Source organism: Vibrio penaeicida, assembly GCF_002933855.1.
Taxonomy (GTDB): Bacteria; Pseudomonadota; Gammaproteobacteria; order Enterobacterales; family Vibrionaceae; genus Vibrio; species Vibrio penaeicida_A.
Genome location: NZ_BFAQ01000006.1, coordinates 37,278 through 55,266 on the forward strand (window position 1 = coordinate 37,278; position 17,989 = coordinate 55,266).

The 17,989-nt window shown below is 45.9% G+C and carries 16 protein-coding genes; 11 read left to right on the forward strand and 5 right to left on the reverse strand.

Features of this window, described 5'->3' with window-relative positions; genetic code table 11:
- Positions 1–34 precede the first annotated feature (34 nt).
- The 6 genes from VPNCDNU1_RS01225 (at position 35) to VPNCDNU1_RS01250 (ending at position 5,302) form a co-directional block, all read left to right on the forward strand.
- Complete coding sequence (locus VPNCDNU1_RS01225; RefSeq protein WP_104398662.1) at positions 35–1,006, forward strand: TRAP transporter substrate-binding protein; 972 nt, start codon at positions 35–37, stop codon at positions 1,004–1,006.
- Between the two features lie 117 nt (positions 1,007–1,123).
- Positions 1,124–1,603 (forward strand): TRAP transporter small permease, encoded by a 480-nt coding sequence (locus VPNCDNU1_RS01230; RefSeq protein WP_104398663.1) that lies wholly within the window; start codon positions 1,124–1,126, stop codon positions 1,601–1,603.
- 12 nt (positions 1,604–1,615) lie between these two features.
- Entirely contained in the window at positions 1,616–2,923 is a 1,308-nt protein-coding gene (locus VPNCDNU1_RS01235) for a TRAP transporter large permease (protein WP_101111727.1), read from the forward strand.
- Positions 2,924–2,965: 42 nt separating this feature from the next.
- On the forward strand, positions 2,966–3,700 hold the full coding sequence (locus VPNCDNU1_RS01240; protein ID WP_104398664.1) for a 5-oxoprolinase subunit PxpA: 735 nt from the start codon (positions 2,966–2,968) through the stop codon (positions 3,698–3,700).
- Entirely contained in the window at positions 3,700–4,392 is a 693-nt protein-coding gene (gene pxpB / locus VPNCDNU1_RS01245; protein WP_104398665.1) for a 5-oxoprolinase subunit PxpB, read from the forward strand. The genes VPNCDNU1_RS01240 and pxpB overlap by 1 nt, the downstream gene beginning before the upstream one ends.
- Positions 4,382–5,302 (forward strand): biotin-dependent carboxyltransferase family protein, encoded by a 921-nt coding sequence (locus VPNCDNU1_RS01250; RefSeq protein ID WP_104398666.1) that lies wholly within the window; start codon positions 4,382–4,384, stop codon positions 5,300–5,302. Before pxpB ends, VPNCDNU1_RS01250 begins: the two co-directional genes overlap by 11 nt.
- 27 nt (positions 5,303–5,329) lie before the next feature.
- On the opposite strand, the gene VPNCDNU1_RS01255 is transcribed toward VPNCDNU1_RS01250, so the two are convergent.
- A complete protein-coding gene (locus VPNCDNU1_RS01255) occupies positions 5,330–6,100 on the reverse strand; it encodes a carbon-nitrogen hydrolase family protein (protein WP_104398667.1) in 771 nt (256 codons plus the stop codon).
- Between the two features lie 220 nt (positions 6,101–6,320).
- Here VPNCDNU1_RS01255 and VPNCDNU1_RS01260 point away from each other — a divergent pair, with 220 nt between their 5' ends.
- The 5 genes from VPNCDNU1_RS01260 (at position 6,321) to VPNCDNU1_RS01280 (ending at position 12,854) form a co-directional block, all read left to right on the forward strand.
- Positions 6,321–6,788: a hypothetical protein gene (locus tag VPNCDNU1_RS01260; protein ID WP_104398668.1), complete on the forward strand. Its 468-nt coding sequence runs from the start codon at positions 6,321–6,323 to the stop codon at positions 6,786–6,788.
- Between the two features lie 6 nt (positions 6,789–6,794).
- Positions 6,795–6,965, forward strand: a complete 171-nt coding sequence (locus VPNCDNU1_RS29030; RefSeq protein ID WP_237324050.1) for a hypothetical protein — start codon at positions 6,795–6,797, stop codon at positions 6,963–6,965.
- 210 nt (positions 6,966–7,175) lie between these two features.
- Complete coding sequence (locus tag VPNCDNU1_RS01270; protein ID WP_104398669.1) at positions 7,176–10,511, forward strand: hypothetical protein; 3,336 nt, start codon at positions 7,176–7,178, stop codon at positions 10,509–10,511.
- Between the two features lie 3 nt (positions 10,512–10,514).
- A complete protein-coding gene (locus VPNCDNU1_RS01275) occupies positions 10,515–11,921 on the forward strand; it encodes a hypothetical protein (RefSeq protein ID WP_104398670.1) in 1,407 nt (468 codons plus the stop codon).
- Positions 11,922–12,854, forward strand: a complete 933-nt coding sequence (locus VPNCDNU1_RS01280; protein ID WP_104398671.1) for a polymorphic toxin type 4 domain-containing protein — start codon at positions 11,922–11,924, stop codon at positions 12,852–12,854. It begins immediately after the preceding gene.
- Between the two features lie 55 nt (positions 12,855–12,909).
- Here the strand turns inward: VPNCDNU1_RS01280 and VPNCDNU1_RS01285 are convergent, their stop codons facing one another.
- From VPNCDNU1_RS01285 to VPNCDNU1_RS01300, 4 genes are all read right to left on the reverse strand, one after another.
- Positions 12,910–14,817 (reverse strand): methyl-accepting chemotaxis protein, encoded by a 1,908-nt coding sequence (locus VPNCDNU1_RS01285; protein ID WP_104398672.1) that lies wholly within the window; start codon positions 14,815–14,817, stop codon positions 12,910–12,912.
- Positions 14,818–15,094: 277 nt separating this feature from the next.
- Positions 15,095–16,321: a sodium/glutamate symporter gene (gene gltS, locus VPNCDNU1_RS01290; protein ID WP_104398673.1), complete on the reverse strand. Its 1,227-nt coding sequence runs from the start codon at positions 16,319–16,321 to the stop codon at positions 15,095–15,097.
- A gap of 287 nt (positions 16,322–16,608) precedes the next feature.
- Positions 16,609–17,175, reverse strand: coding sequence for a chloramphenicol phosphotransferase CPT family protein (locus tag VPNCDNU1_RS01295; RefSeq protein WP_104398674.1), 567 nt, complete (start codon positions 17,173–17,175; stop codon positions 16,609–16,611).
- An 18-nt stretch (positions 17,176–17,193) separates the two neighbouring features.
- A complete protein-coding gene (locus tag VPNCDNU1_RS01300) occupies positions 17,194–17,961 on the reverse strand; it encodes an alpha/beta fold hydrolase (RefSeq protein ID WP_104398675.1) in 768 nt (255 codons plus the stop codon).
- Positions 17,962–17,989 lie beyond the last annotated feature (28 nt).

Consider the following 17,989-nt stretch of genomic DNA (forward strand, 5'->3'; position numbering starts at 1 on the left):
TACTAATTAAGCGATATAAATGGAGATTAACATCATGAAATGGATAGCAAAAACCGCAGCCACATTACTTATCAGTGGATTAGCCGCTCACAATGCGATTGCCGCTAAGTGGCACATGCCAACACCTTACGGGGATGGTCACTTACCTACTCAAATCGCTTATCAGTTCGCGAAAGATATCAAAAGCTATACCGATGGTGACGTCGATATCACTGTATATTCTGGTGCCTCTTTGATGAAACACCCTGAGATTCCACGTGCAGTGCGCACTGGCCAAGTTCAGCTTGGGGAAGTGTTCATCGGAATCATGGGAAACACGCACCCCATCTTTAAACACGACAACATTCCTTTCCTTGCGACCAATTACGACCAAGCCAAGAAGCTATGGTTAGCCGCTAAACCAGAAGTTGAAAAGCAACTCAGCAAAGAAGGGTTGATGCTTCTGTACACAGTGCCGTGGCCAGCACAAAGCCTTTACACGAAGAAACCCGTCCAATCGTTAGCCGATCTACAAGGCAGTAAGATGCGCGCCTACAGCCCATCCACATCGCGCCTTGCAGATTTAATGAATACCACCCCGACTACTGTACAGTTGCCGGACATTCCGCAAGCATTCAGCACCGGTATTATTGATGCAATGATCACCTCTCCATCAACAGGCGCAAATGGGCAAGCATGGGATTACCTAAGCCACTTCACAGAAGTTAAAGCATGGATCCCTAAAAACTTCGTTGTTGTAAACAAGCGTGCGTTCAAACGCCTAGATAAAGACACCCAGAAGAGCATTCTAACGGCGGCTGAAAAAGCAGAAACATCAGCGTGGAATCTCGTTGTAGAGCGTGAAGCTCGTGATACTGCCATCCTTGCAGATAACGGCATCAAAGTAACGCAACCATCCGAGAAGCTGCTGTCGGAACTGAAAGAGATTGGCATCACCATGACGAAAGAATGGGAACAAGAAGCCCCTTCAGAAGTAAAAACGGTGCTAGACAGATATAACCAATAATACATTACCTTAAGGCTCTGTTTTCAGGGCCTTTCTTTGAACTAGGGTCTGTAGACCTAATACTTCGAAGTATTGCTGTGGGGTTTTTCAGTGAATACGTTTAAACACACTCTTTATATGCTGTCTGGCTACTCATCTGGGTTGTGCATCGTTCTGATGATGCTGATCATTTTGGCTCAGGTTGTGGGTCGCTTTTTTGGGTTTATTGTGCCGTCAGCCGAAGATTTTTCCGGCTACGCTTTGGCGGCATCCACTTTTTTTGGGCTTGCATACGCATTTCGGGAAGGTGGACACATTCGCGTTACGTTGGTGATTCAACGTCTACCTGAACGCGTTCAACACTATCAAGAAACGTTCATCCTTATTTTTGCTTTTCTCTTGGTGACTTTTATGAGCTTTTACTGCGCCCATATGGTGTGGGAATCCTACGATTTTGAAGAAGTCACCCATGGCTACATTCCGATTCCGTTGTGGATACCGCAAGTGCCTGTTGCACTTGGCATGTTTGGTCTTAATTTGGCTGTTCTCGATAACCTCATTTTGACATTGAAAGGGCAAGCGCCAACTTACAAAGCCCACGAAGGCGAGACGGAGTAAGGAAAAGCACTCATGGATATTTCTGTTATTTCTATTATCTTAGCGCTCACCATGATCCTAATGCTCGCGGCTGGGATATGGGTGTCGCTTGCCTTAATTGGCGTTGGTGTTCTCGGTTTGTACATGACGGGGAATGAACAAATCGGCTTGTTGTTCGCTACCTCAAGTTGGGGTGGAAGCACCAGTTGGTCACTCACGGCTTTGCCGATGTTTATTTGGATGGGAGAACTGCTGTTTAGAACTCGCCTGTCTGAAGATCTCTTTAAAGGGCTTGCCCCGTGGTTAAGTGGGTTTCCGGGTAAGCTCTTGCACGTTAACGTACTGAGCTGCGGTATTTTCGCTGCGGTGTCGGGCTCATCTGCTGCAACAGCAGCGACCATAGGGCGTATGACATTACCGGAACTCAAAGCCCAAGGTTACAGCGAAAAAATGGCCATAGGCACACTTGCAGGTTCTGGCACTTTGGGCTTACTGATCCCACCTTCTATCATTTTGATTGTTTATGGCGTGGCCGCAGAAGTGTCCATTGGTCGGCTTTTCATCGCTGGAGCCCTACCCGGACTTATGCTGGTGTTGATGTTTATGGGCTACACCGCAGTATGGGCGCTACTCAACAAAGACGGGCTTCCTGCACACAGTAAAGAGAGCGTGTCTTTCACCGTTAAGTTGGCGGCACTGAAAAAGCTCCTTCCTATCGTGAGCCTTATCTTATTCGTACTCGGCTCAATATACGGTGGACTAACGACACCAACCGAAGCGGCTGCGCTGGGTGTCTTTGGCGCACTCATTCTGGCGTGGACGACGGGTTCTTTATCGCTGAACAACTTTCTTGATAGCTTGCTCGGTGCGGTAAAAAGTTCCTGTATGATCGGGCTAATTCTAGTTGGCGCGCACTTTCTGACACTGGCAATGGGCTTTTTGGGTATTCCTCGCGCTTTGGCTGAATGGATAGCGACGTTTACTCTGTCTCCGTTTGAATTACTAATCTATCTAACGGTGCTGTTTGTTATTCTAGGGTGTTTTTTGGATGGCATCTCTGTTGTTGTGTTAACCGTCGCAGTTGTCATGCCAATGGTGCAACAAGCTGGCATCGACTTGTTGTGGTTTGGTATATTCATTGTATTGGTTGTCGAAATGTCACAAATTACCCCGCCAGTTGGGTTTAACTTATTTGTCATTCAGGCACTCACAGGTAAAGACATACTCTATGTGGCTCGCGCTGCGCTGCCCTTTTTCCTATTGATTTTAGTTGGTTTGGTAATGATCACCGTATTCCCAGAAATCGTGACTTACTTACCCACCACCATGACACAAAGATAATCGAATCTGCGTTTTTAAAAGACATCGTTTAAGAGACAAAACATGAAACTGAATTGCGATATGGGTGAGTCCTTTGGCGGTTGGGCCAAAGGACAGGATTCTCACGTCATGCCTTTTATCGACATGGCAAACATTGCGTGTGGTTTTCACGCTTCAGACCCACTGACCATGGACAAAACTGTTCGCATGGCCGTCGAGAACAACGTAAAAATTGGTGCGCACCCTGGCTACCCCGATCTGATTGGGTTTGGGCGTCGCAACATGGATATTGCCCCACAAGAGCTCGAAGCCATATTGATCTACCAAATTGGCGCTCTTGATGCGATTTGCCAAAAACACGGCACCGAAGTCAGCTACATCAAACCTCACGGTGCGATGTACAACCAGATGATGAAAGACAAAACCATTCTGTCGACAATCATGAAAGCGGTTCGTAAAGTTCGTCCGCTTTGCCCGCTAGTGGTGATGGCAACCCCAAATAACGACATTATTCGAGCCATGGCTCAAGAGCACGGTATTGAGGTGTGGTTTGAAGCGTTTTCTGATCGGGCATACGACGATCAAGGCTACCTCGTTTCGCGCAATGAAGTGGGCTCGGTTTACACCGATTTCACCAGTATCAAAAATCAAATCTGCCAAATCATTGAAGAAGGCTGCGTGACTACGATTACAGGTAAAAAGCTCTCTATAAACGTAGACACCATCTGCATTCACGGAGACGGCGAACACGCTGCCAGTGTGAGTGAAGCGGCGGCAGTAATGAGGAGAGCCAACTAATGCGCATAGAGCCGGTCAATGAAATGACCTGTATCGTGTATTTTGGCGACCAAATTAACGAACAAATCGCACAACAAATAAGCTGGGCGATCAACCGAATACAGGAAAGCCTTGGCGACATTGTGATCGACATTATTCCGTCTTACACCTCCATTTTAGTGTGTTATGACGTCAATAAAACCGATCGATTCAACATCATTGCCAATCTAAAAAGTGCGCTTCGTGGATCGGGTTCTGCCCATACAAAAACTCAGTCTTCACACGTTGTAGACCTGCCCGTTTACTATGGCGATGAGGTCGCTTTAGATTTACAAGATATTTGCGATCACCATAAGCTGAGTAAAAGTGAAGTCATCCAAATCCATAGCGATAAGATCTATCAAGTTTACGCCATTGGATTTAGCCCCGGCTTTGCCTATTTGGGAACAACAGATGAACGCATCACCATGCCACGCAAATCCACACCTCGTTTAAAAGTCCCCACGGGCAGCGTTGGCGTGGCGGATAACCAAACAGCGATTTACCCAAGCGCTACACCCGGTGGTTGGCAAATAGTGGGTCGAACGCCGCTCAAGATGATTGATTGGGAAAGCGACTCTTTGGCTCGTGTTGCAGTCGGCAATCAAGTGCGATTCCGCCCCATAACTCGCGAAGAATTTTTGGATTTGGGAGGGCAGTTCGATGAGCTTTGAAGTTATTAATCCGGGGCTGCTTGCATTGATTCAAGATCTCGGCCGTTTTGGGTACCAACACATGGGCATTACCACGGGCGGTCCTATGGATGAACATGCCTTTTGTTGGGCAAATCGAATACTTGATAACCCTCAAAATGTGCCGCAGCTTGAAATAACGTTTGGAAAGCTTACTTTAAAGGCACTCGCAGATACTTGTATTGCGATAACAGGCGCAGACTTAAACGCCAGAATCGGCGATAAAAAAATTCAGCCTTGGAATACGTATCGAATCCGAAAAGGCGATACCCTAAATTTTGACTCTCCTAAGAACGGCTTACGCGCTTATTTAGCGGTTAAGGGTGGCTTTACAATCGACCTGCAACTCGATAGCGCATCGACAGTATCACGAGAGAAAATCGGCGGTATTAAAAATGGACGCGCGTTAAAGCAAGGGGATGTTCTCCGGTTTACCCCATGTAAAGACGACATCAAAACTCGAACACCAAAATGGGCGATCCCTGACTACACAGCGCCACTGGAATTGGGCGTGATGCTCGGATACCAGTACAGTGATTTTCCCAATAACGACATCATGACTCTGTTTTCCAGCGCTTATGAAGTCTCATCCCACATTGATCGAATGGGCTACCGGCTGTCTGGTCAAGCCATTCGCTGCAATCGAGATGGCATTATTTCAGAAGGCATTGCCTACGGTGCAATACAGATTCCTAAAGATGGGCAACCCATCGTGCTCATGAGAGACAGGCAAACTATCGGGGGCTACCCCAAAATAGGGTGTTTAAGCGCGTTAGGGGCTGGCCAGCTCGCGCAGCGCGCCCCAGGTAGCCAAATTAGTTTTTACCAAATGGATGTGGGCGAAGCAGAAGCGCAGCGCGTCATCTTTAATCGAGTCATGCAAACTAAATAGCGGTCTGATAAAAGCCCCGAGCTCAGATTAAAACGAGAAAGGCGTCACCATCAATTCCTCGGTCTTTGATAGCGTTACCTCAAAGACCGCGGGTTGATCATATGGAGCGTGGTAGATTTCATCGCCCTCTTTTGAAATGACGATGCTTCCCCCCAACCCTGTTTCTTCCGGTACGTTTGTGCCATTTGCCCAATTACACTGTACTACCGCTGCACCTAACGTTCTCGCTAGTTCTTTCGCTTCATGGTAATAAGCGGCATCGGATCTGAGTTGTTCAGCTTCACCCAAGTTCCATCCAATATAACTGGGCCAAAGTATCAACTCGACACCCTTTCCTGAAAGCGATTCCGTGACTTCACGTGTATCCAGTACTTCTCGACACAATACGACCGACAACGTGACGCCTTCAATCTCGATCACAGGGCGACTGTCCCCATGGTGGAAAAAACGCTGCTCACTCTCCGTCAGCCCAATTTTATCCCACCAGCAAGCGATTTCACCGTCTGGTTTGAAACAATAAAAGCTGTTGAAAACCGACGATGCGTCGACCCTTGGCATACCCGCAAGCACATAAACTTGATACTGGTGAGCAAGTTCAGATAACACTTGAGACCAAGCAGAATGGTTTTCTTTAGTGGATGTATTAACAACCTCTCGACTGAAACCTGGCAAGGCAAGTTCTGGAAAAACAAAGATTCTCTGCCCCATTTCAACGCCTTTATTAATCACCTGCTGAATGGTCTGAATTTGATTTTCGACTCCAAACGCCATACTGATCTGCGCCATTAGAAATTTCATATTTTCACTCTCTATTCTTTTGGCGGCGCATAGTAACCGTGAAAAAACTTCATTGGCAGAATTGACTTCCTAGACCTGCAAGGCAACCCGCAAACATCAAAAATTTTGTCTGAATGTATTTCCATTTCCGTTTAAATTTGCGCGTGTAAATCAGGTTAAGTGATCTAAAATGCAGAGGTCTAAAACTGTATTAGTACACTTAAACAAGCGTTGAACCATTATGCCAAAATCTATCTTGCCTCTACTGCTCGTTCTCCCTTTTGCTACCACTACGCAAGCCACAGACCTTTGCCCTGAAAATCAACTGCTAATAGAAGGGTGCAGTTTTGGTAAGAAAAGTGTTTCGGTTTGTACCGCCAGTGAAAACACCATTTTGTATCGATATGGCACCGCTGAAAAAATTGAAATGGAAATTGAGTCGCCAGTGAAAATGGCTCGCTCAAGCTACAGTGGTGGTGGCTCAGGTTTTGTCCTATTTGAAAATGGGCGCTACAACTATATTGTTTTCAGTCGAATCATGCGTGGCGAACGCCAAGAAGACGGCAGCTTTGAGCACATCAGTGAAGCAGGGATCATCGTTGAAAAAGACGAGTCCGAAATCGCAACCCTCATGTGCAAAACCGACATGCAATGGGGCGAAGGGAACTTCCCTGAACACGAAGAACTCGTTGATTTTCCCTATTACTGAAGCGCTATGAAAACAGTAAACTATTTAGTTCGCGTTCACACGCTATCAGAAGACTTAAAAGAAGCTTCTAGGGATACAAACCACGATTTGTATAAAACATCAGTGATCTACACCAAGCTCATCAATACCGACCATTTATGGGAGGTTGATTCCATAGATGAATATGAGCAGGTTTAGGTTGCTGTAAATTTTATCAACGATGCTGGGCAAGCTGAATTCCACACGATCAAAATAGATTCAGGCACTTACGTACCCATCGAATACGACGACTATATTATTAACTAAGATGAACATGCTTACATTCTCATAGTCGATACGGTTATTTTTTGACCACCTTGCTACCGTGATATTTATAAAATATTAACTAATAATGTCAGGTATAAAGGTATGAGAGACCCAGTCTTTACCTTCTCGGCGCCGAGAACTGTTCAATCTATCAGCCATGAAGACGAACACGACTTTGCCATTCGTCTATCACAAAATGCACTAGCATCAACGCATTATTTATCTCAGCTCCCACAGCAACTCAGTGCGCGTCGAATGCGGGCAGCAGCAAGAACACTTTCTGAAACATTCCGAGGGCAACTGTCCATTAGCCAGTTGCAAAGCCAGCATGAGAGTTTGCTGCGTTTTCATCGTCATATTACCGGTGAAGAACATCGGAAAACGTTTGAAGGTATCAATGAATTTATCGAGAACTTCAGCCCAGCAATGCTCTCGCCAGACGATAGAACATCGCTTTGGGACAACCTGATTCATCACCTCTGGGTGGAATACAACCAAACAACCATTGAGCACATCGTTGAGATTCTAGTGACGGATCATTTCTTAAGGATCCACCGAGTCGTAGAAGCAGACGATGGACTTGCACAAGCCCAAAAAGACACCCGCCTTAAATTGGCATTACAGGCGCGAGTGGTTATTTCAGCCAGAGTGGATAACCGCACCGAACCTGAAACCACCTTTGGATTGACCGCCAGACAGCATCAGTTGCTCGAAAACATTCACCAAAGAAACATTCGAGCGCAAAAACTGAGCCGCGTTCGAGAATTAAAAGACAAAGTAAACAATGAAATTCGACGCTTGGAGCATCAAGCAATAACTAGCCCTTCTCAACCGACCGCAACCGCCGCTGCAACCACCTCTTTCACGACTGTAGCCATCACCCAGCGTATTGCATCCACCATTAGCTTGGATGCATTGAATCTCGATTTATCGGACGACGAAAGCCGCACTTTCGAACGCATGAGAAAAGGGGTATTCGACGCCCGAGAATTACTGAGTTTGGCGCAAGAAGAGTTTGAGAGTGCGGAGTTGGATCAAGACGACAGCTTCGATGACGATATCGAAGAAGAAAGTACATTACTGGTGATGGGCAGTGAGATTTCCGTGGAAGAGAAAATCCCTGGAATGTCCCTGTTAGCGGGGCTTAATGAAGAGGAAGAACAACAGTATGTGGATGTGACCTATTTCCGTGAACATGCCGAACCCATTCTCGCTGGCGCTGATGCCAGTATTAATGGCCGCCGAGTGTCTGGTGAATTACTTCCAGAACGAGTAAAAGGCTTTCAAACCTTCCGATTTCCACTGTCCGAACCCACTCAGAATCCCGTTAGCCTGCAACTTCACTTATCCATTAACGCCAATCAAGTCATAGAGCCTGAACCCATGGTGGTCACTCATCTTCAAACGGCAAGCGCTATTCTGCCGTGGCAACCGGAAGATTTAGATGAAATAGGCACCCCTCCACCGCCACTATTTGGCGTAAACAAAATCGGTATGGTCGATTTCTATCAGGTTGAACAGGAATTAGCCTGTTTCGAAGCGGGCGAACCTTCACGCACCGAAAACCTGCTTGCGCGCGAGTACAAAGAACGCACCACACGCAGGCTAGATGTGACCGAAAGTGAAACCGAACAGGTGAACGAGTCGGCGTTTGAGCAAAAATCAGATTTAGAAACCACCACGCGCAACGAAATCCAAGCAGCGGTTGAAGAAGTTCTACAACAAGATTCGTCGCGTAATATTAATGTGAATGCGGGGGTATCAGGTGGCCCTGATTTCATGAAGTTTTATGCCAACACGGCAATGACATTTTCAAATTCTCAATCACGCCAAGAAAGCCGATCTAACGCCATTCAATACGCAAAAAGCGTGACTGAAAAAGTACAGCGTAAAATCAGCAGTAAAACCAGTACCAAACGGCGAGAGCGCCATCAGCAAGAATACGAAGAAATCACCAAACACGGTTTGGACAACCGCGGCGGCGCTGAACATGTTTTCGGTATTTATCGATGGCTAGATAAAATCTACAACCATTATGTGGTACACATGGGGCAACGAACGTTACTCGAATTCAGTATCCCAGAACCGGCTAGGCGTTTCATTCAAGCGCAAGAGCTGGCCGTTCCCGAAGACGATTTTTCAAAAAGAGCCCCCAAAAAGCCTAAGCGATTTGGAGTCCATGTCCCCAATGATGTTACTCGTAATAATTACCGCAAGCTTGCCGCCAAATATGGCGTAACCATTGAAGCTCCACCAGCGCATAGGATTGTTTTGGTACGGGGGTATTCTGAAAGCAAACCACCATTGGCAGAACCTATCGACCTTAATGACATACCGCATGAAGATGTGCTGTCCAGTACTTACGATATAGAAATCCCCGAAAACTATACGGCGCATTTTGCCAAATTGTCTTGTCGTGCAGCGCCTAGCTACCATGACGCAATCCGGCATGAACCTTCGGATCAAGAAGCCATTCCTTTGCGACCCGGTTTTTACGCCATTTTAGGTACAGAAGCCATCCCAGACCACCAAGCGCCCTACAGCGAAATCCAAGTCGAGCGACATTTGAACCCCTCTGTCAGCACGGTTTTCCCAATTTCGATCATTGTACCTTGGTATCACCGCACCTTCAGTTGCCAAGTGGAAATTCGATGTCGTCTCCGAGCACGCATATTCCGAGAGTGGCAACTGCGCGCTTTTAATGATGTTATGGACGCCTACCGAGAGCAAAAAGCGCAGTACGATGAAGAAAAAGAGCGCCATCAATCTAAGCTTGCCAGCAGCGACTTAAATCCAAGATTCAAAAAAGACATTATTCAGCGAGAGCTTCGCCAACTCGCCTTATATATGATTCAAAAGCCTTTCAACATCAAGGTGGCAAAAAATCACTATCGCGAGAGAAACGACAAGCTTCCAAAACTCAAATTGACCGATAAACTGGATGAGCACAGCGACCAAGTGCGCTTCTTCGAGCAAGCGTTCGATTGGGATCTGATGGCTTACCACTTATACCCTTATTACTATGCGAAAAACCGAAGTTGGAGCGCCAAACTCAGCACGCAAGTCTCACGCAATCGCACCTTTGATGCTTTTATCAACTCAGGCATGGCAAGGTTGGTTGTTCCTATCCGTCTGGGGTTTGAAGACGCCGTAAGCTATTACCTACAAACCGGAAAAATATGGTTTGGTAAAGGGCTCGTCATGGATTCAGAGAACGACTTATATCTGTCGATAGCTCAGGAATCGATTCAAGAAGAAGGCACTGTCCTAAACGATACATGGCAAACGAAAGTACCCACCAATTTAACCATTGTGCAAGATCAAGCGGCTGCGCTTGTCGGGAATGGAATGCCATGTTTAGACAATGAAGGGGTAGGACAAGGTAACAGCCAGTTAACACCTTTACCACCTGAACCTGATACCCCAAACGGCGACTAACCGATGAGCCACCAACGCCTGCATAGATGGGCTGATGAAATTATGGCAGAGCAGCCCATCACTGGTCGCTGTGATTACCAAATCATCAGCCCCGGTCAAACCAATTTGCTAAAAATGGCGATCACCTGCGAATCGAGTGCAACTGATCTGCCCATCATTCCGGATGTGTTTGAAAGCCAAGAAGCGAAAACCAATGTATTCCACCTTTACATTGGTTTTAGCGCCGTTGAGTTGCTGAAGACCTACTACAAAAACGGGAATTCCGCACAAGATGGTACGTTGTACGTCGAAGTGAACGAGGGCGACCGGTTCTCCGACGCCCTATTCATTAGCGCCATATCGGGTAACAATCGCGCTCAACAATTGATCATGAGTTCTAAGCTCGCACACTTATTGCCTATTTTTGTCCGGATGTTTAACGGAAAGTCCGCTACCTCGTTGCTTTCCCTCATCGGTCAGCCCCCAGAACCAAAAGAAAACGAAGACAGTGACTTTTCCGATTTCATTGTTGAATCGATGGAAAGCCTTGTAAAAGCACTGGATAGTGTCAGCAAAGATCTCACTTCGGATTTGCATGCACCAAAAGAACTTTGGCATCCATCGGAGCGCCCTGCCGATTTCAATCAAACGGTAAAAAATGCTGGAGAATCCATCAACAATGGCATCACGCAGCTTATCGCTGAACTGCAACGCGTAATTATCGACGTAAACCAATCGGTCAGCTCGGCATTGGGTGAATTCGAAGTTTGGGCCAACGACGCAATAGACACCATTGCTGACTTATTCATTGGATTTTTCGACGCGGTTGATGAGCGTATTAAAGCGGCAAAAGCCCTTATGCACTCTCTAACCGAGCTGATCACCCGATTTCGCAACGGCATATCATCCTTTCTTGCGTTAGCATCCAGCGCGATCAATTGGCTAGATACCAATAGACCCGACTTCAGCGAAAGTATCGATACCTTGGTGGGGTACTTTAGTGGGCTTTGGGATGGCATTGTGGATGCCATTTTAGGATTTATAGATACGATATCCCTAGTCTTCCATATCATCATTGCACTGTTCAAACATGGTGGGAAATTACATGATGTGTTCGAATTAATGCTGGAGATCGTCGACGAGTTTCTCGCGGTACTGGAAAAAGTCCCTTGGGGCTCACTTTGGCAGATTATCACCGAGGATCTCTACCCTGAAGTTCGCGATTTTTTTATTGAATCGACCGATGAACTGATGTTCTCGATTGGCGACGCCATTTCCAGAACGCCAGCCGCCTCGGGGTATTATTTTGGTTACCTTGTGTACAACTTGGTGGAGATGTTTTTCCCACCAATGAAGTTTTCCAAAATTTCTGGTGTTGCCAACGACGCAGCCAGCCTCACCAGTAAGTTCTTTAAACGAATGGCGAATTAGATGGCGACTAAACTTTCTAAAAAGGTGGGAGCGCGTAAAGCGGCAAACGCCCTCGATTTAAGCCCTCCCCTTAAAATAACCAAAATCATTAGCACTGTAGATGTCCTCACCACATCGCTAAGAAAGCGCTTATTCAAGTCATCAAAAGGTTCCAAAAAAGGGTTGAGCGATACCGTTAAGGCGTACGCCAAGCAACTCCAAGCCGCCAAAAAGCGAGGGGCATATCTAAGAGCAAAGTCCATGTTAAACAGTGCGACTCGGCCAGTGAAAGCGATTTTAGACAAAAGCGATGTTGGCACACTTTTCAGCAAAGCCCCAAAAGGCTCTAAAATTTGGCTGCCGTTTAAACTGAATCAAAAAAAATGGCATCAGACTCGAAATACTGGGGCAATACAGGAGATGAGGGCGTTAATCTTTCCTGATAAACGCGTCCAGTTTGATATTGCAGGCGAAGTGAAACCCTCAATTTCCCCTTTGCGCTCCGACAAAGGAATGGATTTCAAAGATGACCTTCCTTCCCCTTCAACCAGACATTTTAACGGGCATTCACTAAAAGGATACGAACGAGCACACCTATGGGGGCATGGATTTGGCGATGAGGCCAGAATGGGGTTGATGTATGCCCCTAAAGCGCTCAATCAAGTGATACAGAATAACGGGTTTGAAAAGTTCATTCGAGATGTCCAAATACTGGCTCAACGCGAAGGAAAAAAGGTGCTGTGTAAGTGTAAAGCGGTCAGCCATCCACCAAAGGGGAACAGCAACCTTAGCCCCGGAAAAGGAGAGTTACTGCTTTCAGAGGTATTTTACGACGTGGCGTATCAAACGAAAGATGGAAAGACGCTATTGGCTCGTTTTGTTGCTACGGTATCTGAGCCACCAGAAAGTAAAGTGGTGATGAATAAGGCAGAATCGTTCATTACGGAATTTTAAAAGGCATGCCCTTGAGCATGCCTTTGATCGTTAATGTGTGTATTTGAGGAAACAACTACACTTTGAACTGGCTCAATAGCTGGTTTTGTTTTTCCACCACTTTTTGCTGTTCGCCAATCGACTCCGTTAGGTTGCCCATGAAGTCAGACACTTCTACGGAAATATCTTTGGTTGCCTGCGCATTGCGATTCACTTCTTCGCTCACGATGCTTTGTTGCTCCGCTGCTGACGCAATCTGGTGAATCATATCTGTAATTTGACCCATTGCATGGCGAATAGCTTGCAGTGCCGTGTCAGCCTCTTGCGAGTGATCCAACGTTTTGGTGACTTCTTTCTGGCTGGATTCCATCACTTCTAACGCTGACTTAGAACCCGTTTGTAGTTCATCAATCATGTTGCCAATTTCTTCTGTCGATGCTTGAGTTTTCTGAGCTAGCGTACGCACTTCATCCGCCACAACCGCAAAACCACGACCCGACTCACCTGCACGTGCTGCTTCGATAGCTGCATTCAATGCCAGCAAATTGGTTTGATCAGCGATGTCGTTAATTACCCCAAGGACCGACTCAATTCGGTTGGTTGCCTGATTGAGGTCGGAAACAACGGATACTGCCTCCATGACTTTTTTAGACAAAGCTTCCGTTGATTGAGCTGAGTCTTCCACCAGCACGGCACTTTTCTCGATATTGCCATTCGCGCTTTGCACCGCAGTAGACGCTTGCTGTGAGTGGTTTGCCACTTCTCTTGCGCTCACCGACATTTCATTAATAGCGGCTGCCAATTGATCAACTTCGCGCATTTGTTCTGAAATGTAGTTTTGTGCTTTCGCAGTACCTTCGGTAGAAGATTTCATGCTGACGGAGATATCGTCACCCAACGATTTGGTGTCTGAAATTAGGTTCTGCAGTTGGCTCATTAATGCATTGATGCTAAGCGCGACTTTACCTATTTCATCTTCATGGTGCACTGCGATGCTTTTGGTTAAATCGCCATCACCTTTTGTTAGGTCGTCTACTTTAGCTTGCAAACGCTGCATTGGCTTAAACAGAAGTTGAAGCGTGCCCATGAGTGTTAGGCTCGCCAGAATAATCAGACCAAACGCAATCCAAAACATGGTGCTAAACAGATCACTTAAGCTTTTGTAAGCACTCTTTTGATCAACACTCACAAGGTAATACCAAGAAGTATTTGCACCCAGTTTTACCTCGTTGTGGTAACCGATGCGTGTCAAGCCTGCGCTGTCGAAGGTAAACGAACCATACCCGGAGCTCAGAACCGTTGATTTGAACGGTGCTAAAGCTTGAATGTCGCCAAAGTTAGTTTCACCCGCGATACTTTTTGATGAGGACGACGCAATCACCGTTCCTTTTGCATCAAATAAACTCGCAATCGCGCCAGCGGGCAAGTTGTTGTTTATGTGTTCAGCGACAATTTCAAGGGTAAGATCGGCTAACAGTACGCCTTTCAATTGAGTTCCATCGTAAAAAGGTTCAGCAATACTCACCATCAACTTTTTGGTTGATGAGCCTCTATAAATACCTGTAATGATGGTCGACCTTTTCGCTTTTGCTTGCTTATACCAACCACGAGCACGAGGATCATATTTGTTTGAATCGTACTTTCCTGAGAGAGAACTGAATGCTCGCCCATCTTCAAAGCCAATCACAATGGCATAAACCTGCGACGCATTCGCCACCTGAGATATAAGCAACTCAGTGTCTTCTTCAGAGAAAGGCTGAGCAAATGTTGGCGCTGATTTTACGAGTGTTTGAGAAACACTGCGCACCCAAGTTTCAATGGAATCACTGACTGCATCTGTTTTTAGAGCCGCGCTATAGTCAATGCTGTTTTGCTTGTCTTGAGCTAGAAAATAATAGGAAATGTAAAGCGACACACTCAGTGAGATAACAAGCAGCAAGGCTGCAACCGTAATCACTCGTTGCTTAAATCCAAATTTAATCATTCTTTTACCTGTCTAATCATTCATCAACTCTTGGTGAGCCGATAGCTACAGGATAAGAAGTGTACTGACTTAACAGAAAAATGGGAGTGATATCACATAAACAGTCATCTATTCGGAATGATTTTTATTTTTTATCCTTATGTTTTATAAACAATAAAATACTATATTATTAATTGTGGCTATTTTGTATATAAATGTAAATATACTCAACAATACTCATAAAATCATTATTAATCAGGTTGCTAATAAACTCAGAAATGAGCTATAAAATAAATAATTAACCAAGCCAACCAACGAAATATGGAATGATTAAAGCGTTAGCTAAATCAATAAAAAACGCACAGACAAGCGGAACAATAATAAAGGCTTGATGGCTATTACCGTACTTCTGTGCCACCGCCGACATATTGGCCATCGCAGTTGGTGTTGACCCAAGGGAAATACCACCAAACCCAGCACACACAACAGCGGCATCGTACGTTTTTCCCATAAGCGGAAAAACAATAAAAATAGCGACACAAATCGCCACGATAAATTGCACGCCAAGAATAGCGAAAATAGGACCCGCCAGATCAACGAGCGCCCACAGTTGCATGCTCATTAGTGACATGGCAAGGAATGCGCCTAATGCAATATCGGCGATTAATGCAATGGCAGGTGTACGTTTTGGCCAACGCGTCCCCGTAAGGCGAGGGTATGAGTCGGGAATGAGGTTTGAAATGAGAATACCCGCGAATAGGCAGGTGACAAATAAGGGCAAATCAAGCCCAAATTCAGACACCGCCTCATTCAGGAAAGCACCCAGTATCACGCAGATATGGATAGCCAGCACGGCGTCTAAAAAGTCGTACGCATTGATGCTGGGTTTGGGGTTACTGGATGAAGTACCCACATCCATTTTTTCAACTTTCGCTGGGCTAAGGTTATGGCGGTTAATGAGAAACTTGGCAATCGGCCCTCCCATCACACTGGCTAAAATAAGCCCAAAGGTGGCACTGGCTATACCGATTTCCATTGCCGTTTCTAAACCGAAGCTCTCACCAATTTTTGGTGACCACGCAATAGCAGTGCCATGCCCGCCAATGAGTGATACGGTGCCACTAAGTAAACCGACAATCTCAGGTTCCCCAAGCAACGTTGCAATGCCAATACCCGTGATATTCTGTATGAACATGTAGGCGATTGTAATGGTTAAGAGCACAAGCAGAGGTTTGCCACCTTTGAAGAGGTCTTTTAGGCTAGCGTTGATACCGATAGTGGTAAAAAAGTACACCAGTAATAAATCGCGGGCAGCCAAATCAAATTCAACATCAATGCCGGATAGGTAGTGCAGAGCAGCAAATAGGATGGACACTAAAATCCCGCCGGATACGGGTTCTGGAATGCTGAACTCTCTCAGCCATTTACTCGCTTGTGTTAACCGGCGCCCCAGAAACAGCACAACGATACCAAGTGTGACCGCGAGAAAAGATTCGACGTGCAGTATTCCATCCAAGTAATTCATGGGCTCTCCATTGCCTAAAGTGACGAACACTCAACATGTTAGGTAAGGTGACACTTATAAGCAACTAAAGGAGTATTATAATTTCACTTACACCGCCGGTCGTAAAAACCACACTAAGATCCGCTACCTTTTCCCTGAACGTAAAGCGATTCCGGAGAGAAAGCGCCACAGAGAATACAAAAAGTCCGTGTCTTGTGGTGAGGCTTTGCGAAGTGTTATTTCCAAATCATTTTTCTCCTCACCTATTGTGATGTGCTCCAAGTGCGATGTGCGGCCAAGGTTTAGACCTAAGGCTTCATTGTCTCTGCAATCATAGATGCGCACTCTTGGGGGGATGTTGAAGTTGTGTCGATAACTAGATCGTAGTTAACTCCTCGATGAACTCGCGCCATCTGCTCTTGTGCAGACCCGACTTTTCGGTCGCCACGAGCCAATTCTCTCTGCACTAAAATCGCTTCACTGCATGTGACTCCGACATAAAAGCAGCGGTGTTTTTCCAATAAAGACCGCCATATTGCAATCTCTTGATTTCCATCCGCCACCTCATCGACAATCACCTTTAACCCACTATCCACTAGGTGCTTAACCGTTGTTCTGTACGCATCGTTCACCTGTGAGCCATATGCCCCTTTCCGGACTCGGTAAATTGGCTCGCCACTGGTCTTTTGCGTTTCCCAATAAAAACCTTCTGCGGTTTCGGTGGTATCACCGAGCTTATTGGTCTTTTCTGGCATCATAGAGATGAACGTGTCAATGCCCATGATTAGATATGGCGCATCTAACGTTTCTTGCAAAGCCTTTGCGACGGTGCTTTTTCCACAGCTACTAGGACCATTCAGTAAGATGACATCCATTCTCTAATCTCTTCAAATTTACAATGTAAATGATAAGAAACGGTTCAGTGCAAATCCGACCATTTCAGGGAATTCTTGGTGTGTTGCGTGGGCAGAAAAAGGCACATTCATAAATTCTGCGTCAGGCAATTGATTAACAGCTGCAAGTGCTTCGTTCACCGACAATAAGAAATCATTGTTACCTCGAATAACCAGTGATGGGCAATCAATGCGCTGAATTGACTCGCTTGGATACCCCGTCGGTGTTTTATCTAACCATACCGCTTTTACTTTTTCTATTAGTACGCCTAAATCTGGGCTTGGATTGATTTCTTCATATCTCGCGACATCTTTGGGAAATTGCTCTCGCCACATATTCTCCAAAACCGAGCCCAATATCTCTTCCGATGAATCGTTTTGTGGCAACCGCCAATGCGAGCCTAACGTTATTATTTGCTCTACCGATTCCGGGCGACTTGCTGCAAGGCGATACGCTACTGTTCCGCCGTCGCTGAATCCAAACACAGAATAGGTCGATATGTTCAACGACTCCAGTAAGGTCTCTATGTCTTGTTGGTAACGTTCATAACTTAAATTCGCTCCCCCTAATGTAGATTGGCCATGTCCACGGAAATCGACCAATATCACTTTGTAATCACTCGGAATGAAATCCAATAGAGGCACGAGGTCGTACATGCACCCTAATCCACCGTGAAGCATCAGTAGTGGTTTGCCATTGGGATCGCCGCTAACTTCATAATAGATATTTGCGTTATCTATCTCGATAACCCCTTCTTTCTGGTACATAAAAGCCTCTAATTCTATTGATATATCG

What these genes read in the sequence shown, in the direction of transcription:
- VPNCDNU1_RS01225 (WP_104398662.1), top strand. Translation starts at nt 35, where the DNA reads ATGAAATGGATAGCAAAAACCGCAGCCACATTACTTATCAGTGGATTA.
- VPNCDNU1_RS01230 (WP_104398663.1), top strand. Translation starts at nt 1,124, where the DNA reads ATGCTGTCTGGCTACTCATCTGGGTTGTGCATCGTTCTGATGATGCTG.
- VPNCDNU1_RS01235 (WP_101111727.1), top strand. Translation starts at nt 1,616, where the DNA reads ATGGATATTTCTGTTATTTCTATTATCTTAGCGCTCACCATGATCCTA.
- VPNCDNU1_RS01240 (WP_104398664.1), top strand. Translation starts at nt 2,966, where the DNA reads ATGAAACTGAATTGCGATATGGGTGAGTCCTTTGGCGGTTGGGCCAAA.
- pxpB (WP_104398665.1), top strand. Translation starts at nt 3,700, where the DNA reads ATGCGCATAGAGCCGGTCAATGAAATGACCTGTATCGTGTATTTTGGC.
- VPNCDNU1_RS01250 (WP_104398666.1), top strand. Translation starts at nt 4,382, where the DNA reads ATGAGCTTTGAAGTTATTAATCCGGGGCTGCTTGCATTGATTCAAGAT.
- VPNCDNU1_RS01255 (WP_104398667.1), bottom strand. Translation starts at nt 6,100, where the DNA reads ATGAAATTTCTAATGGCGCAGATCAGTATGGCGTTTGGAGTCGAAAAT.
- VPNCDNU1_RS01260 (WP_104398668.1), top strand. Translation starts at nt 6,321, where the DNA reads ATGCCAAAATCTATCTTGCCTCTACTGCTCGTTCTCCCTTTTGCTACC.
- VPNCDNU1_RS29030 (WP_237324050.1), top strand. Translation starts at nt 6,795, where the DNA reads ATGAAAACAGTAAACTATTTAGTTCGCGTTCACACGCTATCAGAAGAC.
- VPNCDNU1_RS01270 (WP_104398669.1), top strand. Translation starts at nt 7,176, where the DNA reads ATGAGAGACCCAGTCTTTACCTTCTCGGCGCCGAGAACTGTTCAATCT.
- VPNCDNU1_RS01275 (WP_104398670.1), top strand. Translation starts at nt 10,515, where the DNA reads ATGAGCCACCAACGCCTGCATAGATGGGCTGATGAAATTATGGCAGAG.
- VPNCDNU1_RS01280 (WP_104398671.1), top strand. Translation starts at nt 11,922, where the DNA reads ATGGCGACTAAACTTTCTAAAAAGGTGGGAGCGCGTAAAGCGGCAAAC.
- VPNCDNU1_RS01285 (WP_104398672.1), bottom strand. Translation starts at nt 14,817, where the DNA reads ATGATTAAATTTGGATTTAAGCAACGAGTGATTACGGTTGCAGCCTTG.
- gltS (WP_104398673.1), bottom strand. Translation starts at nt 16,321, where the DNA reads ATGAATTACTTGGATGGAATACTGCACGTCGAATCTTTTCTCGCGGTC.
- VPNCDNU1_RS01295 (WP_104398674.1), bottom strand. Translation starts at nt 17,175, where the DNA reads ATGGATGTCATCTTACTGAATGGTCCTAGTAGCTGTGGAAAAAGCACC.
- VPNCDNU1_RS01300 (WP_104398675.1), bottom strand. Translation starts at nt 17,961, where the DNA reads ATGTACCAGAAAGAAGGGGTTATCGAGATAGATAACGCAAATATCTAT.